General features: G+C 68.4%; 25 protein-coding genes and 3 pseudogenes. 12 read left to right on the plus strand and 16 right to left on the minus strand.

All coding sequences use genetic code 11. The features are described 5' to 3' along the window. Positions 1-21 precede the first annotated feature (21 nt). Positions 22-366 (minus strand): hypothetical protein, encoded by a 345-nt coding sequence (locus LIX60_RS21680; RefSeq protein ID WP_227959977.1) that lies wholly within the window; start codon positions 364-366, stop codon positions 22-24. 20 nt (positions 367-386) lie between these two features. Between LIX60_RS21680 and LIX60_RS21685 the strand changes: the two genes are divergently transcribed. After that, positions 387-893: a hypothetical protein gene (locus LIX60_RS21685; RefSeq protein WP_227959978.1), complete on the plus strand. Its 507-nt coding sequence runs from the start codon at positions 387-389 to the stop codon at positions 891-893. 147 nt (positions 894-1040) lie between these two features. Here LIX60_RS21685 and LIX60_RS21690 read toward each other — a convergent pair whose 3' ends face one another. Then, entirely contained in the window at positions 1041-1454 is a 414-nt protein-coding gene (locus LIX60_RS21690; protein WP_227959979.1) for an NUDIX hydrolase, read from the minus strand. Beyond that, the gene (locus LIX60_RS21695) at positions 1451-2110 is read right to left on the minus strand and encodes an NUDIX hydrolase (RefSeq protein WP_125624164.1); all 660 of its coding nucleotides are present in this window, start codon (positions 2108-2110) and stop codon (positions 1451-1453) included. Before LIX60_RS21695 ends, LIX60_RS21690 begins: the two co-directional genes overlap by 4 nt. A 404-nt stretch (positions 2111-2514) precedes the next feature. Between LIX60_RS21695 and LIX60_RS21700 the strand changes: the two genes are divergently transcribed. The 6 genes from LIX60_RS21700 to LIX60_RS21725 all read left to right on the plus strand — a co-directional run bounded on the left by LIX60_RS21700 (position 2515) and on the right by LIX60_RS21725 (position 7137). After that, entirely contained in the window at positions 2515-3024 is a 510-nt protein-coding gene (locus LIX60_RS21700; protein ID WP_227959980.1) for a nucleoside-diphosphate kinase, read from the plus strand. Between the two features lie 79 nt (positions 3025-3103). After that, on the plus strand, positions 3104-3403 hold the full coding sequence (locus LIX60_RS21705) for a hypothetical protein (protein ID WP_125624179.1): 300 nt from the start codon (positions 3104-3106) through the stop codon (positions 3401-3403). A gap of 159 nt (positions 3404-3562) precedes the next feature. Continuing rightward, entirely contained in the window at positions 3563-4147 is a 585-nt protein-coding gene (locus LIX60_RS21710) for a hypothetical protein (RefSeq protein WP_227959981.1), read from the plus strand. A gap of 36 nt (positions 4148-4183) precedes the next feature. Beyond that, entirely contained in the window at positions 4184-4945 is a 762-nt protein-coding gene (locus LIX60_RS21715; RefSeq protein WP_227959982.1) for a hypothetical protein, read from the plus strand. A gap of 2 nt (positions 4946-4947) precedes the next feature. Further along, positions 4948-6342, plus strand: a complete 1395-nt coding sequence (locus LIX60_RS21720) for a hypothetical protein (RefSeq protein WP_227959983.1) — start codon at positions 4948-4950, stop codon at positions 6340-6342. Between the two features lie 57 nt (positions 6343-6399). Beyond that, the gene (locus LIX60_RS21725; RefSeq protein WP_227959984.1) at positions 6400-7137 is read left to right on the plus strand and encodes a methyltransferase domain-containing protein; all 738 of its coding nucleotides are present in this window, start codon (positions 6400-6402) and stop codon (positions 7135-7137) included. A gap of 458 nt (positions 7138-7595) precedes the next feature. Here LIX60_RS21725 and LIX60_RS21730 read toward each other — a convergent pair. After that, positions 7596-8507, minus strand: a pseudogene (locus tag LIX60_RS21730) (IS5 family transposase). A gap of 36 nt (positions 8508-8543) precedes the next feature. Between LIX60_RS21730 and LIX60_RS21735 the strand changes: the two are divergent. Then, positions 8544-8804: pseudogene (locus tag LIX60_RS21735) on the plus strand (SAM-dependent methyltransferase); the annotation flags it as partial. On the opposite strand, the gene LIX60_RS21740 reads toward LIX60_RS21735, so the two are convergent. Beyond that, positions 8788-9668 (minus strand): IS5 family transposase gene (locus LIX60_RS21740; protein ID WP_227959985.1). Its coding sequence is split into 2 segments (ribosomal slippage): positions 8788-9308 and positions 9308-9668, totalling 882 coding nucleotides; the frame shifts between segments, so codons are not numbered across the junction. The pseudogene LIX60_RS21735 and the gene LIX60_RS21740 overlap by 17 nt on opposite strands. Before the next feature lie 53 nt (positions 9669-9721). On the opposite strand from LIX60_RS21740, the pseudogene LIX60_RS21745 reads away from it, so the two are divergent. Continuing rightward, positions 9722-10126: pseudogene (locus LIX60_RS21745) on the plus strand (class I SAM-dependent methyltransferase); the annotation flags it as partial. A gap of 105 nt (positions 10127-10231) precedes the next feature. Here the strand turns inward: LIX60_RS21745 and LIX60_RS21750 are convergent. The 10 genes from LIX60_RS21750 to LIX60_RS21795 form a co-directional block, all read right to left on the minus strand. Beyond that, positions 10232-11170, minus strand: coding sequence for an STAS domain-containing protein (locus LIX60_RS21750; protein ID WP_125624170.1), 939 nt, complete (start codon positions 11168-11170; stop codon positions 10232-10234). 78 nt (positions 11171-11248) lie between these two features. Further along, positions 11249-12514, minus strand: coding sequence for a cytochrome P450 (locus LIX60_RS21755; protein ID WP_227959986.1), 1266 nt, complete (start codon positions 12512-12514; stop codon positions 11249-11251). Further along, positions 12511-13722 (minus strand): cytochrome P450, encoded by a 1212-nt coding sequence (locus LIX60_RS21760; RefSeq protein WP_227959987.1) that lies wholly within the window; start codon positions 13720-13722, stop codon positions 12511-12513. Before LIX60_RS21760 ends, LIX60_RS21755 begins: the two co-directional genes overlap by 4 nt. Positions 13723-13784: 62 nt before the next feature. Continuing rightward, the gene (locus LIX60_RS21765; protein WP_227959988.1) at positions 13785-14381 is read right to left on the minus strand and encodes an ATP/GTP-binding protein; all 597 of its coding nucleotides are present in this window, start codon (positions 14379-14381) and stop codon (positions 13785-13787) included. Further along, entirely contained in the window at positions 14359-14718 is a 360-nt protein-coding gene (locus LIX60_RS21770; protein WP_227959989.1) for a DUF742 domain-containing protein, read from the minus strand. Before LIX60_RS21770 ends, LIX60_RS21765 begins: the two co-directional genes overlap by 23 nt. Further along, the gene (locus LIX60_RS21775) at positions 14715-15137 is read right to left on the minus strand and encodes a roadblock/LC7 domain-containing protein (RefSeq protein WP_227959990.1); all 423 of its coding nucleotides are present in this window, start codon (positions 15135-15137) and stop codon (positions 14715-14717) included. Before LIX60_RS21775 ends, LIX60_RS21770 begins: the two co-directional genes overlap by 4 nt. Then, positions 15134-16477 carry a hypothetical protein gene (locus LIX60_RS21780; protein ID WP_227959991.1) on the minus strand — a complete coding sequence of 448 codons (1344 nt, stop codon included), beginning with the start codon at positions 16475-16477 and terminating at the stop codon, positions 15134-15136. Before LIX60_RS21780 ends, LIX60_RS21775 begins: the two co-directional genes overlap by 4 nt. 197 nt (positions 16478-16674) lie before the next feature. After that, on the minus strand, positions 16675-17505 hold the full coding sequence (locus LIX60_RS21785; RefSeq protein WP_227959992.1) for an SAM-dependent methyltransferase: 831 nt from the start codon (positions 17503-17505) through the stop codon (positions 16675-16677). Next, positions 17502-17723, minus strand: a complete 222-nt coding sequence (locus LIX60_RS21790) for a DUF5999 family protein (protein ID WP_227959993.1) — start codon at positions 17721-17723, stop codon at positions 17502-17504. Before LIX60_RS21790 ends, LIX60_RS21785 begins: the two co-directional genes overlap by 4 nt. Positions 17724-17798: 75 nt before the next feature. Further along, positions 17799-18125 carry a hypothetical protein gene (locus LIX60_RS21795; protein WP_227959994.1) on the minus strand — a complete coding sequence of 109 codons (327 nt, stop codon included), beginning with the start codon at positions 18123-18125 and terminating at the stop codon, positions 17799-17801. Between the two features lie 670 nt (positions 18126-18795). Here LIX60_RS21795 and LIX60_RS21800 point away from each other — a divergent pair. The 3 genes from LIX60_RS21800 (at position 18796) to LIX60_RS21810 (ending at position 21863) form a co-directional block, all read left to right on the plus strand. Continuing rightward, complete coding sequence (locus LIX60_RS21800; RefSeq protein WP_227959995.1) at positions 18796-20139, plus strand: hypothetical protein; 1344 nt, start codon at positions 18796-18798, stop codon at positions 20137-20139. Continuing rightward, positions 20136-21041 (plus strand): NAD(P)-dependent oxidoreductase, encoded by a 906-nt coding sequence (locus LIX60_RS21805; RefSeq protein ID WP_227959996.1) that lies wholly within the window; start codon positions 20136-20138, stop codon positions 21039-21041. Before LIX60_RS21800 ends, LIX60_RS21805 begins: the two co-directional genes overlap by 4 nt. A 222-nt stretch (positions 21042-21263) precedes the next feature. Then, the gene (locus LIX60_RS21810; RefSeq protein WP_227959997.1) at positions 21264-21863 is read left to right on the plus strand and encodes a 2'-5' RNA ligase family protein; all 600 of its coding nucleotides are present in this window, start codon (positions 21264-21266) and stop codon (positions 21861-21863) included. Positions 21864-22705: 842 nt separating this feature from the next. Here LIX60_RS21810 and LIX60_RS21815 read toward each other — a convergent pair. Then, a complete protein-coding gene (locus LIX60_RS21815; RefSeq protein WP_227959998.1) occupies positions 22706-23578 on the minus strand; it encodes a hypothetical protein in 873 nt (290 codons plus the stop codon). Positions 23579-23865: the final 287 nt, after the last annotated feature.

Consider the following 23865-nt stretch of genomic DNA (forward strand, 5'->3'; position numbering starts at 1 on the left):
CGACACTCCTACCACCGCAGCTCACTGACGTACGTACTCTCCGGGCTCGACGTCATAGGCGAGCCTGAGCCGATTGATGTCAGCATCCGCTTCTACGGCAACCCGCCCTACCCGACCTATGGTCAGAAGCCTCAGGATTTCCCGCGCGTGCATGCCAAGCCCGGGATCCCCTCGAAGCACCGCTACTCGGAGGACGGCGCTCTCTGCCTCTGGCACCCGTTTGACCCGGAAGAGCGACGCTGGACGAGTCTTAAGGGCCTTCTGGACCTCATCGAGATAATCCGCACACACTTGTTCCTCGAACACTACTGGCGGCTCACCGGCGGTGAGCAGGGCGGCCAGTGGCTGGTGGAGGATGCGCCTCACGGCATGCTGAGGAGTGATGCGTGGAGGTCGTCGCGGCAGCACAGGCGACGGACGGGGGGTGGACCTGGGCCCAGACGGCCGCGCTGATTGTCCCCTGCATAGCCTTGGCTGGCGCTGTCCTGACGTACGTCCTCAACCAGCGCGCCGCGAGAAGGGAACGACGGGCCAAGACGTTCGCGGAGGCCCTGACTGCGGTCGAGGAATACCTGGAGATGCCGTACCGCGTACGGCGCCGACCTGAATCGTCGGCTGCCGTACGGCAGCAACTCACAGACGAGGTGAGCGGCCTCCTGGCACGCATGGCCTTCCATCAGGCGTGGCTCCAGATCGAAGCGTCATCAGTTGCAGGGCCCTACGCAACTCTCGTTGCGACAGCGCGAGCGGAGGCCGGCGCGCAGATGAGCCTCGCCTGGCAGCAGCCGCCCATCACGACCGACAGTGGCATGAACCTCGGATCTGCCCACCCGAGAGACCGGTCGAACCGGGCCCGGGCCGCCTGCATCGAAGTGATGCGGCGGAAGCTGTGACGGGGCACCCATCTGATGGTGGCAACCGATCTCGCCGAGCGCGGCATGGCCTCCGCTGAAGGGCATGTGTGGCCCGTGAATAGCGCGTCTGTCGTGGTCCGACCTCGGGACGGTGGCCAGGGATAGGGTCCCAGTCCACATGGCAGGTCAGGAGATCAGGGTCCCGTTGAGGTACTCCTGTACCGGTTCGAACAGCCCGTACGGCACGTACTGCGGGATTTCGCCATGGGCGACCCAGGCCAGCTCGGCGAGTTCCTCGGTGTCCGCGACGTGAGCGGTACCGCCCACCACCTTGCAAGCGGTGTACGACATCAGCCGTCCCGTCTTCGGGTGGATGCGCTCGCCGAGCAGCTTCACCGCCGCCACGGTCAGCCCTGTCTCCTCCTGGGTCTCCCGCACGGCGGCGTCCTCGCGGGCCTCGCCGGGCTCGATCTCTCCAGCTGGGAACTGCCAGGAAAGCTGCCCTTCGCTGACCCGGCGGCGCACCATCAGTACACGCCCCTCGTTCACGACGATGGCAGCCGCGATGCCCGGCCGTTCGTCCGTGTTCTGCTGCGTCACGTCTGTTCCTCCAGGACGGCCAGGATGGATGGGAAGATCGTATCGACGGGGATGAAGCGGGTCACCGCGTTTCTGGGGACCCACATGACGTCGATGTTCTCTGCTGTGTCGCTGTTCGTGGCCTCGCCGGCGAGGTATTCGCACAGGAAGTACTCGCACAACACGCCCGTGACGGGATGGAGCCGGTTCCCAAGGTGTTGCCGGACCGCGCAGTGCACACCCGTCTCGTCCAAGGTCTCCCGCACAGTGGTGGTCTCCGCCCTGCCTCCCGGCTTGATGACCCCAGCCGGAAACTGCCATGTGATTCCGGCAGCGGCGTCGTCTCGCCGACACACCAGGAGGACATCGCTGTCGCGGACGACCACCGCGATGGCCACCCGCAGCGCCTGCGCGCCAGGCGGCTTCGGCTCTGCTGAGGGCTGTTCCTTCGCCAGCAGGAGAGCGAAGCGCTGTCGTGCAGTTGGAGGTGCTTGCTCATAGGCGGTGTCGAGAAGCTGTTGCATCTCCCTGCGAGGCACGACGGAGGCGTCAGAGTGCCAGGCGGCCACCGTCCTCACAGCGATGCCCAGGCGGGCGGCGAACTGCTCGTTGCCGAGCCGCAGGGCGGCCTGAAGCAGACAGGCGTACCTGCCGTTCCAACGCTCGACCACGTCCACAAGACCGCCCCCTTGTCGCCGTCTCGGTGCAGGAATCTGCGCGCCGAAAGTGCACTCCCACTGCACTGGCACTTCATGGTCGCGCGAGAAGGACCCCGGAAGAATCAGAGCAATCAGGGGCCACGAAATCACCCGGAGGGCTCAGTCCCTGGGAGGCGAAGGAGAGGCGCGACTGCGCCGGACGACCACGAGAGGATTCTAGGTGTGCACCCCCAGCGGGTCGCGCAAACAGCGAAGTTGACCAGATCGGGCCTCTCTGTCGGCTGATCGGCAGCACCATGGTCGGCGTTCACCCATCCGGGGCATTCCACGTACACCCGAACCACCCTGTCAGCGCCGGTAACCTCAGCGGATGACGGCTGATCGTCCGTCATGTTCGTTGCTCACAAGGCGAAAGGGAGTCAATGGCCGAGGTTCAGGCACACACTGTCGAGCGCACGCTCGTCCTGCTCAAGCCCGATGCGCTGGCGCGTGGCCTGGCGGGAAGGATCATCGCTCGGTTTGAAGACGCCGCGCTGAAGATCGTTGGTACGAAGATGAAGTGGATGGACGAGGAGTTCACCCGCCGGCACTACTTCGACCTGGAGGAACGGCTGGGTTCGGAGGTGTACAAGGTCACGGCGACGTTCATGCAGCAGGGGCCGGTCATCGCCCTGGTACTGGAGGGCTTCGACGCCATCGCCACCGTACGCAAGATCGTAGGCAGCACCTATCCGAACCAGGCTCCGGCCGGCACGGTACGGGGTGACTTCTCGCACTACAGTGCGGCGGCTAGCACCGCTTCGGGGAAGGCGGTCGCGAACCTCGTACACGCCTCCGGCAACGCGGAGGAGGCCAAGCAGGAGGTTGAGCTGTGGTTCGACAAGGACGAGCTGCAGGACTACAAGACGCTGGCCGAGATCTACACGTACTGACAGCGGATCACGACGTCACCGCGGGGGCCCCGGGGCGTTGATCACCACTGGAGCACGATTGTCGATCCGAGAGGGCACCATGACCAACCAGACCCGCCTGGCCTCCACAGACGAGCTGGAGTCGATCTTCCAGCGTGAGCTGGTGGCCGACCGGTGGGCGGCAACTGAGACTGCGTACGCCTTAGCAGTGCGCCACCGCGACCTGGGCGACTGGCCCGCGTCGCGCGAGTGGGCTGAGCAGTGCCTGCGTCTGCTGGAAAGTTTCCCCAGCGAGACGGAGGCACAGGTCGCCACCGGCCGCACGTCGGTGGGGGGCGTCCAGCTGCCGACCTACCTGCACTCGGGCGTCGTCCAGGAGCGCTTCGGCACCCCCGGCTGACACCCACAGATCCACCGGGGTGATGCGGCCGGTACCCCGTATCGGCCGCATCACCCCGCGTTCCACCACCAACCACATAGCGATCGCCCGACCGGACAGGCCCTTCACGGCAGGGTCCGGCTGGCTTCGCCATGCCTGAAACAAGGAGGCGTCAGCCCCATGCCCGTCGAGATCGAGATGCGCGCCCGCTTCACCAAAGAGGTCCACGACCAGCTCGTCGCCCGCCTGAAGACGAGCGGGGAGGACCTGGGCCCCGACGACAAGCACATCTACTTCTACGTTCTCCCCGACCAGCTCCTGAAGGTCACCGACAACACCACCGTCGGCACTGCCAAGATCACGCTCAAGGGAAGCAAGATCGGCCAGGGGGCGGCCTTCGCGGAGACCGAGTTCGCCATCGCCCCTGCTGACGTTCCCGCCGCGGTGAAGGTGTTCAACGCTCTCGGCTTCGAAGCGGCGATGCACGAGGCGTTCAACTTCCGCCACAACTTCCGCTTCGACGATGTCGAGATCGCGGTCAAGTGGAGCGAGGCCTGGGGCTACCACGCCGAATTCGAAGTGCTGCTGGACGACGGCTCCTCGGATGCGGCCCGCGCCGAGGCAGAGGCCAAGATCACGAGCGTCGCCACGGCGCTCGGCGTCACCCTCATGACGGAGCAGGAACTGGCCGACTTCACCGCGGCCTTCGAGGCCGCCGAGAAGGAGCGCAAGGAGCGCGAGCAGCAGGCCACACCCATCCGGTAGGGAACATCACCGCAGAGACCATCAAGGGGGGCGCAAGTGAGCACGACCCCGTTAACAAGTCTGATCGACCTGGCTGCCCAAGGGCAGCTCCCGCTCCACCAGCACATGGATCACGCGACCATCGCGTGGATCAACGACCACAGGCCCGACCTCCCGCCGGCGCGGCAGCCGGCCTTGCGTCCGCAGTCGAGGGAACTGCTAGCGCACGGCGGTCTGCCCACCCCGTGGTGGGCCGACCCACGCCTGTACACCTCCCTCCACGGCGTCCGGCACGCCATGCGAACAGCGGCTCTCGCCGCCGTCCTTGCCGAGGAGAATGGCCTCGACGAGGCGGATATCGCCACGGCAGTCCTCGCAGCCGCCATCCACGACTGCCAGCGGCGCCACGACAAGGACGATCGCGGGCATGGCGCCCGGGCAGCCATCTGGCTCGCTGCGAACGCTGACACCGTCTGGGGCCACTTCAACCTCACTGCCACACCCCGGCGGATCGTGCAGGCAGCCACCGCCATCCGCCTGCATGACATCCCGTATGAGGCGTTCACCGCAGACGACAAGACCGACCACGCCCGGGCCGAGCACATCACAGATCTGGTCAAGGCCGCCGACGCCCTGGACCGCTACCGCCTGCCGAAGCTGAAGTGGTGGCCGGATGCCCGGTACGTCCGCGAGCCCGCGTTCGATCAGCTGCGGGGTCTTGCCTTCGACCTGGTCCTCATCTCGGAGCGGGCCTACCTCGCCGGAGCCAGCGGCACCGTTGCCGTGCGCTACGCGCTCGCGGAGAAAGGCCTGCTCTGACCGTGGACTTCCTTGACGCCTACCACCTGTGGGCGGACGCCCACGCCTTCTTCGACTCAACCCTCATCCCTAGCTCCCCCGACCACCCCGACCCGCTTGCCAGTCAGGCCGTGAGCTGGGACCGGCGTCTCGCCGAGGAAACTCCGAACGGTCACCTGCTCCGGCAGAACGCCCTTTTCGAGGCCCTCAGCGGAAACGGCAAGCTGCACCTGCTGCACGTCACCCATGCTCTGGAGGAGATCAGCCGACAGGGAGTGCTCTACCCGTCAGGTGGCTGCCTCGTCGGGAGCGTCTACTGCGCGCCGCTCACCGCGACCGTCCAGGGGTTCCGCATGCACAACCTGGGTGCCTACGTCCTGGAAAAGGAAGCGCCTGCCTTTCTGACCAAGCTCGGCGTCACCGACCGCGTGCCCACTCCGCTGATCTTCGAAATCGACACCCCGCCACAGGCGTACCAAGGGCTCGCCGGGGTGGATTACCTGCGGCTGGGCCTCATCCACCTGCGGATCTACAGCCACCTCGAATACCTGCTGAGCAAGAACGAACGCCACCAGCTGCGCGAGACCGTGGCCGGCCGCATCAAGAACTCGGCCGCCCTCCTCGCCACCGCTGCCGCCGTCGCCTACCGGGCCACCCAGGTCGACGCCGATCCGTTCCTCAAGCTGCTCGACGAGACCATCCCTCGCCTGCCGATCCTCGGCTATCTGTACTTCGAAGCGGTCGCCGAGTACCTGATGCTCCACTCGACTTCCCACCACACCCGGCGCCTGGCCGAACTCGGCGAGCTGAACAACTGGCTGTACAAGGAGATGCTGTTCGCCTCCTTCCCCGCCATGGCCGGCAAGTTCGACCTGGCGAAATTCCGTCCCCGCCCGAAGCAACTGGCGGCGCTCATCCACCGAGTCGACCCGACCATCGACCCCGTCCACGCGAGCGCGTACCTGGTCGAACGGGTCAGCTATCTCGTCGCCGCCCGCCTCTTCGCACCCGGCGAAGCCCCCGAGGCCTGGCACCACACGCGCTGGGAGTTCGACTCCCTGGCCACCCAACTCGGACCGCTCCTTGGCCACCTCATCCACCGGGAACTGCGCAGCTTCGGCCGCTACCCCGACTTCTATTTCTATTTCGACCAGTACAAGGCGCTGCAAGCCTGGAACTACTGGAATCACATGGACATCGTCGTCCCGTTCAACGGCACGATGCCCAAGGGGGAGATCGGCATCAACCCGGCGTACCCCAATCTCGACTACCGAGTCTGGCGCGCCGAGCGGGACGGCACCGGTCACCTTCATCCGGCCGAAGAGCTTTCACTGACCATCGCCCCGCGGTTGGTGGACATCAAGTACACCCTCATGCGCAACAACCAGTGGACCACCGCCGCGCCCAACGTCGTCTGACCCACCGCCGCCTCTCGCGGCCCACCAAACAGCAACCTCACACGCAGGAGATCCGCGATGAGTCCCTCTGGCACGCCCTCCATCGACCTCCTCGGCGAGCAGATCAACGCCGTCCTCGCCGACCCCGCTACCACCCACGGTCTTGCCCGCTCCCTGCGAGCCGCCGCCAAGGAGATTGAACTCCACGGCCACCACCACGCCAGTCGCCGCGCCTGGCCCAACGGCCGCATCGACGACAAGCCCGCCAAGGTGCAGATCGGTGGTGGAACTCATCGCGTCGATGGCTTCTTCAACATCGACCTTGTGCCGCCGGCCGACCTCCTCTGGGACGTCCGCGAGGGCATCCCCCTTCAGGACGACAGCACCAACGAGATCTTCTCCGAGCACTTCCTGGAGCACATCGACTACCCGCGCTCGGTCAAGCACTACGTCCGTGAGGCCCACCGCGTCCTTGTGCCGGGTGGCCGGATCATCACTGGCGTTCCCGACGCCGCCTTCGCTCTGAACCGGTATCCGAGCCCCTTGGACGCCACCGATGAGATGATCGAGCGCTGGTACGCCAAGCGCGACTGCCGCGGCGACATCAACACGCGGCTGGACCTCGTCAACCTCGTCTTCCGCGACCAGGACGACGACCCCACGTACACCCCGCACCTGTGGGCGTACGACTACGAGAAGCTCGTCCAGCTCTTCACCGAGGCCGGCTTCACCACCGTCGAGCCCTGGACGTTCGATCCCGCCCTGGCCAAACCGAAGCGCAGCTGGGGCAGCGTCTATGTCGTTGCCGCGAAGTAGCCACTCGTACAGCTCGCCAGTACGGGCCGCCTTGTCCATAGCCACCCTGTACTCGCGGGCCTACTCCTACGCCGCGACGCCACGCCGTTCGAAGAGCAGCGGCCACGCGCCGGGAGAAGGAAGGCAGGAGTCTGACAAAACGCCAAACTGACGGGTTCGCGGCGCTAGACTCCCGCGCGAGGGTGGCGAGCAACGGACAATACGGAGGACGTAGATGAGCGCCAGCAGGACCCGCACTTGCTCTTGGTGCGGTGAGGGTGGGCACGACAAGCGGTCGTGCAACGTCCCTCCCAACGCTGGGAAGTGCAGCGTGTGTCACTTCCACGGGCACGACAAGCGCAATTGCCCGAGCAAGTGATCTTCGAGCAGTCGAGCCCCTGCCACATCGTTTGTGGCAGGGGCTCTCCCGTGCGTCATCGGTAGACGCCCACGTGCTGCTACCCGTGGATGTCGACCTACTAGGGCCTGTCTGACAAATGATTACCCCGTGGACTCGCGGAGCCAGAGGATCAAGGAAGCCAGGACAACTCCGGCACGGTAGCGGTCGCCGAGCTTGTCGAACCGGGTCGCGATCGCGCGGAACTGCTTGAGGCGGGCGAAGCATCGTTCGACGACGTTGCGGTCGCGGTAGGTGACCTTGTCGAAGGCCGGCGGCCGGCCGCCGAGGGCTCCGCGTCGGTGGCGGTTCGCCGCCTGGTCGCGGCGCTCGGGGATCGTGGCAGCGATGCCCCGGCGCCTCAGCAGATGGCGGATGGCCCTGCTGGAATACGCCTTGTCACCCAGCACACGGTCCGGTGTCGTGCGCGGGCGGCCCGTGCCGAGGCGCGGGGTGCGGATGCCGTCGAGGATCTGGCCGAACGCCGTCGCGTCGTTGACGTTGCCGGGCGTGAGCACAATCGACAGGGGCAGGCCCCGGCCATCGACGGCGAGATGGACTTTGGTGGTCAGTCCGCCTCGGGAGCGGCCGAGGGCCTGGCGCGCCTGCGAGCGGCCCGGATCTTCCAGTTCGTCCCCGTTCGCATCCCCTTTTTGCGGGCGCCGACTGCGTGCTGGTGGGCTCGGTTGATGGTGGAGTCGACGGAGACGGTCCATTCCATCCGGCCCACCGCGTCATCGCGGACCTGAACGTGCTCCAGCAACCGTGCCCAGGTGCCGTCCGCCTCCCAGCGGGCGAACCGCTCGTAGACGGTCTGCCACGGCCCGAACCGGTCGGGAAGATCCCGCCACGGAGCCCCGGTCCGCAGCCGCCACAGCACCCCGTTGACCACCTGCCGGTGATCGCGCCACGGACGGCCCCGTCCGTCCACCTGAGGCAAAAGGGGCTCTATCCGCCTCCATGCCGCATCCGTCAACTCACCTCGACCTGCCACAAGATCAATTATCAGACCGGCTATAGAGTCCTGCCCGTGGCGAATCATCAGGACGAGACCAGGACGGCCTACGACGGTGTCGTCGAGCTGTACGCATCGCTGTTCGCAAACCGGCTGGAAACACAGCCTTTCTCCCGGGCCATGATCGGCACCTTCGCCGAACTGGTGCGCGCGACGGGCAACCTGCGGACAGCGGACGTCGGGTGCGGGCCCGGACATCTGACAGCCATGCTGCACGAACTCGGCCTGGACGCCTTCGGACTAAGTTCTGTCCGGCGGATCACTGCCGAAGCCAGAGCCGGATCGCTGCGGCGGTGACGGTGCCGTGGAAGACGTAGGCCCGTTTGTCGTAACGAGTAGCGACGGCGCGGGAGTTCTTCAGCCGGTTGATGGTCCGCTCGACTTCGTTGCGGCGCCGGTAGCGGTCGCGGTCGAAGCCGGCGGGCCTGCCGCCTTCTCTGCCTTTGCGTCGCCGGTTGGCCCGTTGGTCCCTCGGTTCCGGGATCGTGTGCCGGATGTGGCGTCTTCGAAGGTAGCGGCGGTTTCGGCGGGAGCTGTATGCCTTGTCGCCGCTGACGTGGTCGGGCCGGGTCCGGGGCCGTCCGCCCAGCGGCCTGGGGACCCGGATCCGATCCAGGACCTCGACCATCTGCGGGGCGTCGCCCCACTGGCCGGGCGTGACCAGAAGGGCCATGGGGCGGCAGCCGCCTTCGCCCGCGAGGTGGATCTTGCAGGTCAGGCCGCCCCGGGACCGTCCGAGTCCCTCGTCGGGGCGGTGGTGCCGGGGCGTCGTCCTTTTTTCGGGACCCGCGGCTTGGCTGTGCGGGCGCCGGCCGCGTGCTGATGGGCCCGGCAGGACGTCGAGTCGACGCCGACCATCGACCAGTCGATCCGGCCCGCGAGGTCGGCGTCGGCCTGGACCGCCTGCAGGATCCGGTCCCAGGCACCGTCCGCCGACCAGCGACGATGCCGCTCATAGACGGTCTTCCACGGCCCGTAGCGTTCCGGCAGGTCACGCCACGGGACACCGGTTCGGATCCGGAACAGGATCCCGTTGATCACGGTGCGGTGGTCGCTCCACCGGCCTCCCCGGCCGCCCGGCGGAGGCAGATGCGGCTCCAGCCGCGACCACTCGTGGTTCGTCAGATCCCCCCGGCCCATGACCCAACCAACGAGCGACCGGTCGGAACGTCACATGATCCGCCGGACAGAACCTAGACCTTGCCCCCGGCATGGTCGACCACGCCCGGCAGGCCCATCCGGCGCTGCGCTTCCAAGAGGCGCGGATGGAATCCCTGCCGATCGAGGACGCCGCGCTCGGCGGCGTACTGGCCCACTACTCAATGATTCACACCCCTCCGGGGGAACTACCGGAGCTGCTCGCCGAACAGGTACGCGTCCTGGCACCGGACGGTCTGCTCCTGGTCTCCTTCTTCGGGACCGACGGACAAGAACCGGTCCGGTTCGACCACAAGGTGGCGCCCGCCTACAGCTGGCCGGTGGATCGCCTCGCCGAACTGCTGGGCGATGCTGGGCTCGATCCCTTCGCCCGGCTGCTCCACGATCCATCCTCTGATCGGGGCTTCCTCGACGCCCATCTACTGGCCCGCCGTTCGTAGCCACTGCCCAGTCCCCCCAGCCGATCGGCGCACCTCCGGATTGCCAGCTCAGCCGAATCTCGCTGATCAGACCGGAATTGTCAGACACCCCCTAGTTGTGAGTCGTCACGACGTGGTCGGCTCAGGGTTCTGCAGGCTGGCCCGGCGCCTCGATGCGCGCCATCCCGGGGCAGGGGAGACGGAGCCGTACACGTTTTCCGGAACAAACGTTGCGGCTCCCGGCGGCGATGGTTGGAGCTCCGGGAGAGTTGTGCTTCCGGTGGCGGACGCCGGGCTGGTGAGGACGGTGCGGAGGGCTGCCGCGTCTGTGCGGACTGCCGTGCCCTGGCTGTGGCCGGGCACGACCCAGGTGGGTGGGCGTCGGTGGGGCCCGCAGTCGGTGGTGTTCTCCGTGATGGCCACGACCGCGGGCAGACTGCGCAGGGCGTCCGCTGTCGCGCTGGGGGCGAGGAGGATCTGTACGAGGTCGTGGTCGTGGCAGATCAGCACCGGGCCGACGTGATGGTTGCGGTCCCGCACGGCGTTGACCGTCGCTGCTCCTTCCTGCATCCGCAGGTGGAGGGAAATGTAGGGACCGGTCGGAGTGAACTCGTGCTGGCCGAGTAGGACGACGTCGGCTGGCCGCAGAAGGCCGTCGACCACTGTGCAATCCGCTGCCCGGAGCGCGTCGTTCAGGCCTTCGTGGACGGGGATGATCTTGGTGAGATTGGTGATGCGGAGGAGTTTGCTGACGCGGCAGCTCGGCACGATGCGCAGCGTCCGGCCCGGCTGTGGTCGCAGCTTCTTCACCGCGCTGACGAGCGCTCCGAGGCAGGTGGAGTCGAGGAAGTCGACGTTCCGCATGTCCAGGACCAAATCTCCAGTCGTCTGCTCGGCCAGAGCCCACAGCGTCTTGCGCAAGGCCGGGGCCGCATAGACGTCCAGGGAGCCGTCGATGGTCACGGTGGTGTGCGGGCCGTCGGGGCGCCAGGTCGTCTCGGCGTGGTCGCCGAGCTCAGCGCGGTTGCCGGTGTCTGTGGGCCGGGCGGGCTCAGGAATGGGCATCGAGATTCCTTCTGCTACTACAGCGGTCGGAGGTGAGGTCAGCGGTATGCGGCGTAACCGCGGGGTGGTCAGGCGGCATCACGTAGCCGGGCGGGTGAGGTGGACGGGGAGCGCGGAGAGGCCGTGGGCGATGAACGAGGGCAGGGGAGTCAGTTCTGCGCGGGGGACCGCCAGCCGCGCGGCGGGGAAGCGGTCGAACAAGGCCGGTAAGGCGACGGCTGCTTCCATGCGGCCGAGGGCCGCGCCGAGGCAGTAGTGGGGGCCGTGGCCGAAGGTCATGTGAGCTTTGGTGGTGCGGGTGATGTCGAAGGCGTCCGGGTTGTGGTGGAGGTCGGGGTCGCGGCCGACCGCGCCGAATCCGGGCAGGATCGGCTCGCCCGCGCGGATCGTCACGTCCGGTTCGCCGTCCTTCTGGCGCGGCAGGTGGATGTCGGTGGTGGCGAACCGCAGGGGCATATGCATGATCGGTGGGTGGAGTCGGAGGACCTCCTCCACAACCGCGTCCCAGGGCACGTCACCGGAGGCGGCCAGGCGGAGTTGGTCGGGGTGGGCCAGGAGTTCGGCGATGCCGTAGGCGATGAGGTTGACGGCGGTCTCGGCTCCGGCGCCGATCATCAGGGCGAGGGTGTCGAGCATCTCCCGCCGGGTCAGCGGCCGGCCGTCGTTGCCGCTGGCGGTGAGGAGGTCGGTAGCCATGTCGTCGCCCGGTTCGGCTTCCTTCTCCCGCAGGAGGGCCTCCATCACCGCGTCCAGGTTCTGGATGGTGTCAGCGGCTTGCTGCGGGGTGGCGGCCGTGGCCAGCACACCGTCCACGGCCCGGAGGGCATCCGGACGTAACCTGCGCGGCACGCCGAACAGGTCGCAAATCAACCGGGTGGGCAGGGGGTGGGCGAGGCGCTCGTACAGGTCAATGGGCTGGTCCGGCAGCGTATCGGCGGCGGCCTCCAGGGCGTCCAAGAGGTCGGTGGTGATGGCCGTGACCCGGGCGCGGAGGGCCTCGATGCGGCGGGGAGCGAACGCCGGGGCGCTGATGGCGCGCAGGCGGCGGTGGTTCTCGCCGTCCTGGGTGAGCATGCTGGTTACGCGGACGAGGGCGGCCAGTGGCCAGCCGTCGGGTACCTGTCCGTCGCGCCAGGCGGGCCAGTGCCGGGGGTCCTTCGATACGCGGGTGTCGTCGGTCAGCAGGGCCCGTATGACCTCGGGGCGGGTGATGGACCAGGCCGGGAAGCCTCCGGGGAGCAGGATGCGGGCGGCCGGGCCCCGGTCCCGCAGGAGGCGGGCTTCGGTGTGCGGGTCGGCCCCGGTGGGGTCCAGGACGATGGGCTCGGTCCGGGCCTGGGTCATCGGTGATCTCCAAACCGTGCGGAGGGCTGGACGGGGTCGAACCTCACGGGCAGCGAGGCGGGGGTGCGGTGGAACGGGCCGGGCCGGTAGGGGACGTCCTCGTCGCGCACGGTCAGCCGCATCCCCGGCACGCGGTCCAAGACGGTTTCGATCGCGGTCTTGGCGATGGCCGTGGCGGGGTCCTGCGCGGGGCAGGCGTGCGGGCCTGCGGACCAGGCGAGGTGGGCCCGGTTGTGCGCGATGGCGTCACCGTGCAGGTGGTGGGTCTGGAGGTTTGCGGAGGCGTGGCTGATCACCAGCGGCACACCGGCTGGGACCGGGGTTCCGGCGACCGTGGTGGGTTCGATGGCGTAGTGGATGGAGAAGTTCGCCATCGGGGCGTTGCGCCACAGCACCTCGTCCAGCGCCACCTGTACGGGAACGGTGCCGCGCTTGAGGCTGCCGGCGAACCGGGGGTCGCCGAGCAGCAGCTTCAGCCCGGAGGCGATCCAGCTGGCGGTCGGCACGGTTCCGGCGCCGACGAGGAGGACGAGCTGGTCGACCATCTCCGGATCGCTCAAAGCGGCGGGGTGCTGAAGCATCCAGGAGGTCAGGTCGTCGCCGGGCCGGTCGCGTTTGAGGGCGACCAACTCCGACAGGCAGGCCGACAAGTCCTGGGAGGCGGCCTGGGCTTCGGCGCCGGTGGCGTCGATCAGCCCGCCGACGCCGCGCACCATGCGGGCGCCGACGTCGTCGGGGCAGCCGAAGAGACGGGCCAGGACCCGGCCGGGCACCTGGAGGGCGAAGTCGGTGACGAGGTCTGCGCGGCCGCGGGGTCCGAACTCCTCGACCGTGGGTTCGCAGCAGGCGATGACGGTGTCGTGCAGTTCGTGGGGGTCGAGCTGGTTCAGGCTGTCGGTGATGGCGGTGTAGAGCCGGGCGTGCTCGGGACCGTCCGTGAACAGGGCGCTGGGCCGCCACGCCATCAGTGCCAGGGCCGGGCTGTCGTGTGGCACGTGGCCGTGGTTCAGCGCCTGCCAGCGGCGGGAGTCCTTGGAGAACCGGCCGGTGTCGCGCAGGACTTCCAGACAGGCGGAGTAGTCGACCACCAGCAGGGCCGGGGTGGCGGGGGCCAGCTCCACCCACGCGACGGGGCCGAGGGCCCGCAGGGCCTGATAGGTGGCCTCCGGACGGGCGGCGAAGTCGGGTCCGTACAGGCGCGCGGCCACGGACTGGCCGGTCCGGGGCGGCGGCGGGGTGTGGGCAGGGCATCCGGGTGGTGGCGGGGAGATCACGCGGGCTCCAGAGACAGCAGGTACTCGGTGAGGGTGATGAGGGCCCGGGTGGACGAGGCTCGGTCGCGGGCGTCGCACAAGGTCAACGGGGTTCGCTCGTCCAGGTCCATGGCGGCGCGCAGCGCGTCTGCCTCGTGGCGGGGAGCGTGGTCGAACTCGTTGACGGCGACGGCGTAGGGGATGCCGTACCGCTCCAGCAGGTCCATGAAGGAGTAGGACTCCTCCAGGCGCCGGGTGTCGGCCAGGACGAGGGCACCGAGCGCGCCGGTCAGCAAGTCTTTCCACACCTGCTCGAAGCGTCCCTGTCCGGGGGCGCCGAACAGGTACAGCACGGTCTGCTCGTCCAGGGTCAGCCGGCCGAAGTCCAGCGCGACGGTGGTGGTGGTCTTCCCCGGGGCGGCAGCCAGGTCGTCGACGCCGACACTGGCGCGGGTCATGACTTCCTCGGTGCGCAGCGGGGGTATCTCGGACAGGGTGCCGACGAAGGTGGTCTTGCCGACCGCGAACGGACCCAGGACCGCGATCTTCAACGCCGTGAACACCCCGCGGGCCAGGTGCGTGCCGGGGTTTCTAAAGCGAGTTGTGGAGTCCACGCAGGAGCCTCTCCAGCAGTGCCCGGTCGGTGTGGGCGGCTTTCGGGATCGGGGCACGGGCGGTGACGTGCCCGCTGTCGGTCAGATCGGCGACGATCATCTTGACCAGGGCTGTCGCCAGGCCTAGGTGAGCGGCGACCTCGGCCAGGGCCAGCGCGCCGGGCCGGCACAGCTCCACCACCCGCTGCTCCTCGGGGGTGAGGCCGGTGGTGTTCCGGTCGCCGGGGCCGGGCATGACCAGCGTCACCAGGTCCAGCGTGTTGCGCGACGGCTTGGTCCGGCCTCCGGTGAGGACGTAACCGCGCACCAGCCCCGGCGGCTGGTCGGGTCCGGTCATGGCCGCCGACCGGCGTCCGGGCGCCGGTCGCTGGACATCGCCGTCCCGAGCTGGCCGGCGGTGTGGTGCATCCGTGCGGTGACCACGTGCATCTCCACGCTCTTGTCGGTGGCCACGGCGAGGAAGCCGTTGGTGCCGGCGGCGATCAGGAAGACGAAGCCGCCGCCGAACTCGGTGACGCCCTGCTGCCAGGAACCCTGGGGCTCGTCGCAGAACTCGGCCATGGTGCGAGCGGCGGCCTGGTAGCTGGAGATGGCCGCGGCCATCCGGTCGGCCGTATCGCGGTGCAGGCTGTCGGAGTGGGTGCGGACCAGGCCGTCGGAGGTGAGCACCAGGGCGTGGCGGACGCCGGGCAGCTTCAGCAGATCGTCCAGGGTCCAGCGGATGTCCTCGGCGGCGTGGTCAGACGGCGGGTTCACGGGTGGTGTCCTTCCTCGGGGGCGGGCGTGCGGCCTTCGCTGGTGCCGCTCCACCACTGGGCGATCCGGCTCGCGGCCGTCTGCGGATCCAGCGGGGGCGAGGCGATGTGGGGGATCTCGTTCAAGCTGGTGATCTGCCGGAGCCGGCGCCGCTGCGGCAGGCCGCCTGCGTCTGCCGCGCCCGGCGCGGGAGCGGCCTCCGGGAGGTGGGCGGAGGGGGACGCCGGTGCGGGAGTCTCCCGGTCGGGCGGTAGTGGGGCGGGCTCCGGGCTGGGCCGGCCGGGCTGTGCGGGAGGCGCCAGGTGGTTGGTCGGGATGCCGAGGACCGCGCGGACGCCTTGGTAGGGGCTGCGGTCCAGGGTTGCCTGGAAGCCGTAGCGGGCGCAGATCACACCGACCAGGGGGAGACCGAAGCGGGGCGGGTTGCCCATGGTGGACAGGTCCACCGGTGTCCGGCCGGAGAGGATCGCGTTGTACTCCCCGCGCAGGTGCGGGTTGAGGCCGATCCCCGCGTCGTCGATCGTGATGACGATGCCGTTGTGGACGTTCTCGAAGTTCACCCGCACCTGCGTGCCCGGGTGGGACAGAGCCACGGCGTTGGCCAGGAGCTCGGCCAGCGCGGCCACGAGCGGTTCGACGTACTGGCCTCGCAGCACTCGCCGGCCCTGGTCGAACTGGACCTGGACCCGCTCGTGGCCCTCGATCCGCGACATCGCACCGCGCACGACGTCGTAGAGCGGGGTGTCCTCGTTGAGCTGCCCGGGCCAGGTGCCGCCGAGCATGGCCAGGCTCTGACAGCGGCGCAACAGCTGGGCGTTGGCATGCTGCACCCGCAGGACCTGCTCCAGGACATCGATGTCGTCACCGAAGCGCTGGGCGAGTGCGTGGGTCTGCTCGTACTGCTGGTTGGCCAGACCCTGCATCAGGCTCGCGGCGGCACTCACGGTGGCCTTGGCCGAGGCGGACACCCGGGCGTGGGTGAGACGGACGGCCTCTCCGAGCAGGCCCACGACCGCCTCATGGTGGGCGGCGACCCCGGTTCCTTCCAACTCAGAGTGGAGAAGGCCGTGCTGACGGCCCATCGTCCGGCTCCGGGCCAGAAGGTCCACCGCCGCCGGCAGCCTGACCTCGGCCAGATGCCGGGTCTCCTCCTCCAGCCGGCGAGCGTGAGCCGCTGCGTTCTCCGCCCACCGGGTGGCTCGTACGGCATCCCGCCGGGCTGTGGCCAGGCCGCGGCGCGCAGCCTGCCGGGAGCGGTACAGGAAGAGCATCACGCCGAGCAACAGCAGGAGGCTGGCACCCAGGATGAGGGCGGCTAAGGACTGCCGTACGTCGAGCATCGGACCTCGTAACAAAGGAACGGTCAGAGGAAGGGGGGAAGGAGGCCGCCGGGCCGGTGCACCGCTACCGCAGCCCACGGGGGAAGGCATACGGGCCCCTTGTGGCACGCCCGACCCGGCGGCCGGTCTGGCGCCGCCCCGGGTGCGGTCGGCGTTCTCCGCAGCCAGAGACGGCCGTTTTCAGGAGGAGGCAGGGGTCAGGGCTTGACCGCAATACCGGACCAGGCGGCGGACACCTCCGGCGGGTGGGTGAAGGCGAGGGCGCCGCGGAGCTGTTCGCTGATCGCGGTGACGCCGGGATCCAGCACTTCCAGCCCGTTGAAGAAGCCGATGACCTCCTGCCGGGACCGCGGCCGCAGCGGCAGGCCGGCCTCCGCGTACAGCGCGGCGACGTGGCAGACGTCCTCGGGACGGACGTCGCCGGTGAGGTGGGAGATCGACAAGCAGCTGCCCACAGGCAGCCAGGCGACCAACACGTCGAGCATGGCGCGCACCGCGTCGTCGTCGGGGCACAGGTCCAGCACGCCGTGCAAGCTCACCGCCACCGGCCGGCCGAGGTCGAACACCTTGGCAGCACAGGACAGAACGCGGTCGATATCCAGCACATCGGCCGGGAGATGCGCGGCCACCACCGGATCGCCCGGGTTCATCAACGCCCTGGCATGCGCGATCACGTGCAGGTCGTGATCGACGTACAGAACACGCACCCTGTCCCGGTAGGTCAGGGCAACCTCGTGCAGGTCAAGACCGAAGGGCCGGGGCAGACCGCACCCCAGGTCGAGGAACTGGCCCACGCCCCGGTCAGCGGCGACGGCCGTCGCGTAACCGGCGAACCGGCAGTTGAGATCCTCGGCCCGCTCCAGCCATGGCGCGACCTGCAAGAGCCTGGCGGCGAGCTGCCGGTCGCTTTCGTAGTGGTCTTTCCCGCCCAGGAGGTAGTTGGACAGGCGGGCGGAGCTGGGCCGGCAGGACGGCTGCACCAGCCCGTACGCGCGGGCAACGGTGGAGGGGGATACGGATGTGCTCATGCCGTGTTCCGGCCGGGGATCTCGGAGACCACGTGGACGGCCTGCTGGGGCCGGTGCGGGTGGATGACCTGACCGCTGGCGAGCAGGAGGCCGGTGTCCTCGAACAACACGGCGCCGTCACTTCGCAGCGCCCAGCCCTGTTCGGGGTGGTGCGCCACAAGGCGGGCGTCCTCCTGGCTGGAGTCCTCAGGCGGGCAGGGATGCTGGTGCTGACACACGGAACTGACCTTTCAAAACTGCGCGGGAAGGCCTACAGGCAGGTGGGGAAGGGACGCGGTCGCCGGACGGCGGGATCAGAAGGTGAGGAGCAGCCGCACCTGGCGGGCCTGCCAGGTGATCTCGGCTCCGTCCCGGTAGACCGTCAGCGAGCAGGGGCGCTGTCGGCATAGACGGGCGAAGTCCTCCAGGGAGCCATAGCCGTGCACCCAGCGGTCGAACACGTGTCGCCGCTGGAGTCGGCCGAGGGTCGGCGTCACCGTTTGCACCGACCTCCGCATCCAGCGGATGGCCGCACGTGGTGACGGGGCCGTGTACGCGTCCCACCGCCGCTCTCCACGCCACCCCGAGCCGGTGTCGTCCTTGATGGCGACGAGCGCCTCGCACCACACCGCTGCGTGCACAAGTGGAGAAGACTCACTGCTTGCCACCTTCCGCAGTGCGTCTGACGTTGTTTCAGGGAGGCCGATGAGGACGGCACCGTCTTCCGCACCACAGACGACGCCCTGCCGAGCGCGCTGTTCGGTGGGTGGAGGGTTAAGGAGGTCAGCGACGGCCAGTGCGAGGCGGGGTGCTGTCGGGCTCACCGGATACCTCCTTCCTGCGTCGGGCTTGGCCGGAAGTGGATACGTTGAGCGATCCGTGCATCACGCGGTGTGGGTATGCCGTCAAGGGCGGTGGTGCCGCTAAACCTGCTAGAGGTCGCTTCGCGAATAGAGGGAGACGGAAGGGTGCCGAGGTCATGGCGGGCTCCTTCTCCGAGCCCAGTCCCAGGCGCTGGTGCAAGCTCTCGCTCACTTTCGCTCCTCCGCGGTTCACACTGAACACCTCCGCCACGGAGAGTGTTCATTCTGTTCGTCTCCGTGGTGGAGCAGCATTGTGGCGAGAGCGGTGACACAGCCAGTGCCGCAACTGCGACATCTGATGACCTTCGGTGTCGCGGAGGTGTCATATCTCCGGGGAGCGGTGATTTCAGGGCTGAGAGCGTCGCCTTGCCGGTGTGATGCTGTCTAGCTTGTTGGGCGTCAGGACACGAGCGCAGGAGCGGCGATGGAACACCCAACGGTCTTTCAGATGCTCATCAAGGAGCGGCGCCTGCAGGACTACCACCGTTTCCGGCAGGCGTACGAGGCCGCGGCCAGGGAGTTGGCGGAGACCCAAGGGCCGGCCTCACTGAGGTCGTGCACGATCGGCAGGCGGCAGTTCGTCCGGTGGGCGCACGGGGACATGCGCGGCGTTCCCAGGTCGGACGCGCGGCGCGTCCTGGAGCGCATGTTCCTGCTGACGGCAGAGCAGTTGTTCAGCCGGGCCGGGACCGGCCCAGCGGACACCGGGGCAGAGCTTCTGTCGGCGGATGCCGCACACTGTGAGACGACCGGACGGTCCGACCTGGTACCCGAGGATGTGGTGATGGCGGCTGCACACGAGTCCGCGCGTTTCGCTGCCGAGGCGGAGCGCAGCAACATCGGTCCGCACACCATGGAACAGCTCGACGCGGACATCCGCCGGATTGTCGGGACCTACCCCAACCGCCCCGTCGGGCCGCTGTTCATGGAGGTCAGGGAGCTGCGCAACCGCGCTTTCGAGCTGCTGGAGGGGCAGCAGCCGCCCCAGTACACAAAGGACCTCTACCTCGCCGCAGGCATCCTGTGCGGCGTCCTGGCCAACGCCAGTTTCGACATGGGGCGTTATGCCGCTGCGGAGACCCAGGCCCGCGCAGGGTTTCTCTGCGCCGAGCTCGCAGGACACAACGGGCTCCGAGCCTGGATCCGTGGGCTCCAGGCCCTGGTCGCGTACTGGGACGGGCGTCCCCGGGACGCCGTACGCCTGGCCGCATCCGGACGCGACTTTCGACCCGAGAGCGGCACTGCCCACATCCGCCTGGCCAGCATCGAGGCCCGCGCCTACGGGCAGCTGAACAGCCCGGGTGACGCCCTCGCAGCGTTGCGTACCGCCGAAACGCTGCGCGAGCAGGCGGTCGGGGAGGACATCCCCGGCGGCATGATGGCGTTCCCGCGTGCCAAGCAGCTCTTCTACGCCAGCAGCACCCACCTGTGGCTGGGAGGGAGCCAGCAGGTGAACGAGGCGGAAGCCCGGGCCGAGGAGGCGGTGGAGTTGTACGAGAGCGATCCACTTGAACGCCGGCGCCTCGGAGAGCTCTCCCTCGCCCGCATGGATCTCGCCCTGGCACGGCTCGGCCGGGGTGACCTCGACGGCACCGCGGGTACGGTGCACACCGTGCTTGGCATGGCGGCTCGGCGTCCCACGGAGAGTGTCACCAAGCGTCTGGAGCAGTTCGGACGCCAGCTCGCCGTACATCCCGTCGCGTCGTCGCCGACGGCTGCGAACTTGCAGGAAGCGATCGCCTCCCACACGGGACGGGAACGCGCTGCCCTACCTCCGGGAAGTGTCCGATGACCACCATGACTCTGCTGCACCCTGGAGCGATGGGTGCCGCCGTCGGCGAGCAGGCCGTACAGGGCGGGGCCAGGGTGTTGTGGCTGCCGGACGGCCGCAGCCAGGCCACCCGGGCTCGGGCGGGGAAGGCGGGTCTGGAGGAGTGCGGTTCGCTGCAGGATGCCTTGGCGGCGAGCGATGTGGTGGTGTCGCTCTGTCCGCCTCAGGCGGCCGAGAACGTGGCCCGGCAGGTCGCCTCTTTGTCCTATGGGGGCGTCTTCGTGGACGCCAACGCCATCAGCCCGCACCGCATGGAGCGGGTCACCGATCTGTTCTCCGAACACGGCACCGCCGTTGTGGACGGGGCCGTCTTCGGGCCCCCGCCGACCGGCGGACGACGGGCAAGCCTGAGCCTGTCCGGCGACCGGCGCGGAACGCAGGCGCTGGTGGATGCTTTCGACGGCACCGCTCTCGGGGTGCGAGTACTGGAGCGCCCGATCGGCGCGGCATCAGCGTTGAAGATGGCCTTCGCCGGCTTCCAGAAGGCGGCCCGTACGCTCGCCGCGGTCTCGCACGCCTTGGCCGAGGCGCACGGAGTGGCCGGCGAACTGGCCGAGCACGCCCGGGCGATGCCCGCCGACATCCTCGCCGATTCCGACTACTTGCCCAGCGTCGCAGCCAGAGCCTGGCGATGGGCCCCAGAAATGCACGAGATCGCAGAGACACTGCGCCAGGCCGGGCTCCCGGACCAGATCGCAGAGGCGACGGCGTCGGTGATGCTCCGCTGGGAGGGAGACAAGGACCGCTTCGACATGCCGCTGCCGGAGGTCTTCGCCCACCTCCGCAAGGAAGACGACTGGAGTTTGAGGGAGGAGGCATCTGGCAACCACGGCACGCGCTGCGGCCGTCATCAGGCGCTGTGAGGATGCCGTTCGCCTGGGGGAAGGCGTGGGCTGGTGCTTCGTCCGTGACGCATCGCCTGCGCGAGCTGGTGACGAGGCTGGGCGTTCCCGGATGTCGACCAGTGTGCCAGCAGCCGCAGTTCCGGGACCGGTGCCTTCTGCCTGGACTCCTCGGCCGGTCGCTTTCTCATCGGTCCCGGCCGCACCTCGATTGGATCCCAGACCATGACTTTCCCTGAAACCATGGCCGACCACTGGTGGTGGCGGCCCGGCTGGAAGCCCGGGCGCCGCTTCTACACCTGGCACTTCACCTTCCAGACAGCTTCGGACGTTCACCGTCTGGCCGAGGCCTACCGACGGGGCTTGGCCAGCGTGCCGGGCCTTGACCTCGTCCCCGACCGGTGGCTGCATCTCACTATGCAGGGCTTGGGCTTCGTGGACGAGGTGGCCGAGGAAGACGCGCTGGCCATCGCCGATGCCGCCGCCCGGCGCCTGACAGCCATCACCCCGTTCGAACTACGACTGCACCGACCGGAGATCACCCCAGAAGCGATCCGCTGGGAGGCGGAACCGAGCGAGCCGCCGACCGCCGTACGATGCGCTATCCGCGCAGCGATCAACGACGTGTGGGGCCAGGTCCCGGCAGCGGAGGGAGGGTTTGCGCCGCATGTGACGATCGCCTACAGCAACAGTGAGGGCCCGGCGGCGCCGGTGGCCCAGGCGCTGGGTGCAGTCGACGCGGAACCTGCGACCGCGCAGATCGACCAGGTCGACCTGATCATTCTGGGCCGGGATCGCCAGATGTACGAATGGGAAGAGTTCGCGGCGCTCCGACTCGGCTGACCGCAGCCTGCGCCACGTGCCTTGGAGGCAGGCTTTCCGCTCCGCTCCGCTGCGTTGCCGCTTTCGGGGCCCTGCTGTGCAGACCCCGAGCCGAGTCCTTGACAGTCGGCGCGCGCTCTCGGAAGTTGACTCATTCATCTGCCAGAGTGATTCGGTCCCCAGAGGCGTATCTCTCCAGCCCGAAGTGAGAGTTGGAGAGGTATGTGGAGAAACAAGGTTCTGGTACCGGTATTGGCCGTACTCCTCGTTGTCTCGACGGCCGAGTCAGCAGCAGCGGACAGTAGTGCGTGCACGCACCATTTCTCCGGGCCGCAGATCTGTATCCGTCTGGAAGGGCGTAACTCTTGGAACACGGTGATCGGGTTCTGGGTCAATCCACCTAAGAAGATGAAGTCCCGTCCCGTCAGTCTCTACTGGAACGGAAAGCATTTCAATACCAGCAGGGCGACCCGTGTGGGTAAGACTCTGAGTCACAAGTGGTCGTCTCTGCAGACAGGAACGAACACCAAGCTATGTGTGAAGTTCAAGGGTAGTCAGCGAATGGCCTGTCAGCACACGCGCTATGTGGGCAACCGTGTGAGTTCCTGATCTTCGTATGGCGCTGCCTGTCGACGTGTGACGGGGGCGGGTGTCGATCCCGGTCTTCTGGCTGTACGAAAGGCTAGGAGGCGCGCCGTAGGAGTTGGTGGATCCGTCGCCCCTCGTTCGATCGAACGAGACTCGTTCGGCGGTCTCATTGCAGAGCGAGGGAGCGTCGCACGGGTGATCGGAAGATGCGGCCCGATACCGGAGTTGCGATTGGGCGGGCCCTCCCGAGAAGGGCCCGCCCAATGGTTGCAGGACTACTTGTCACCCGATGTTGCCAGGCGGTAGGTGCGCGGCTTTTCGCTCACCTGTTCCGCTACGCCCTGTGCGGCGAGCGTGACGAGCGCGTTGGCGATGGCGCCCGAGGACTTCTCGATCTGGCGGCTGATCTTGGTGGCGGTGAATGCCTCGCCGGGATGTGCTGTCAGGTGGTCGATGACCATCTGACGCAGGCCGCCCGGCGCGAGACGCTTCTTTCCATTCGCCGCGTACGGTGTCGCCATTCCCGGCGGTGTCGGCCTCTCCCCGGTGGTTTCGTGCGGAGGCTGCGATTCCTTCTGCTTGGGGCTGTCGCCGTCTTCGTCGCGCGGATTCTCGACGTGGTTGTCCTCGCCATCACTGGCCTCGGCGTCGGGCTGAGGCGCGCCCTGCTGAGAGCTGACCGGGAACACCGTGGAGGCGTTCGAAGCGCTGCTTTCCGGTGCGGAGGGGGTGTTTGCGGCGCTTGCTGCGTCGGGGCCGTTGCTCTCTTCGGGCAGCGCGCCCGGCTGTGGGGCCGGGGCGGACGACGGCTCGGGCTGAGCTTCGACAGGGGCGTCGTTGGTGTCTTCGCCGGGGGCGGCCTCACGCTCGGGCGCGGGGTGCCAGCGGTCGGGGGTGCGGCGAGCGCCCTCATGGCCGCCGGGGGTACGTACGGCCAAGCCGTGCTTCTCCAGGAGGGTGAGCGCCTTTCCGGTGGTGGAGCGGCCTACATCGGCGGAGAGGGCGAGTTCCGTGACCGTGGCACCTTGGGGGTGGCCGACCAGCGCGGTGTAGACGGCTGCGGGCGCACCCGTGAGCCCTGCGAGGGAAGCGGGCTTCGGGGCGGGGTGCTGCGTCTGCTTGGTGCCGTCGGGGGTGGTGTCAGACATGGGGAACCTCGTTTCGTGCAGTGTGATGGGTGAGGTCCCCGGCCGGGGGTGGCCCTCGGTGTGTGGGCCACGGGGCCGCCGGGCGCGTGCGCATCGCGTTTCTCCCGGACGGCATGGCGATGGGGTGTGAGCGGCTTCATGGGTCTTCGCCGATCCGCTCGGTCCGTCGGCCGCGACCATGGACGCTCGCCTCCGGCAGGAAGTCAAGCAAGTGGGTCGGTCAGCAGATCCGTGCTGGTGAGAGAGCGTTACTTCCGCTGGCCATCTGACTTTTGGGGAGCGGTGGA

The sequence above is a fragment of the Streptomyces sp. S07_1.15 genome (genome assembly GCF_020739505.1).
In the GTDB taxonomy this organism is placed as follows: domain Bacteria; phylum Actinomycetota; class Actinomycetes; order Streptomycetales; family Streptomycetaceae; genus Streptomyces; species Streptomyces xinghaiensis.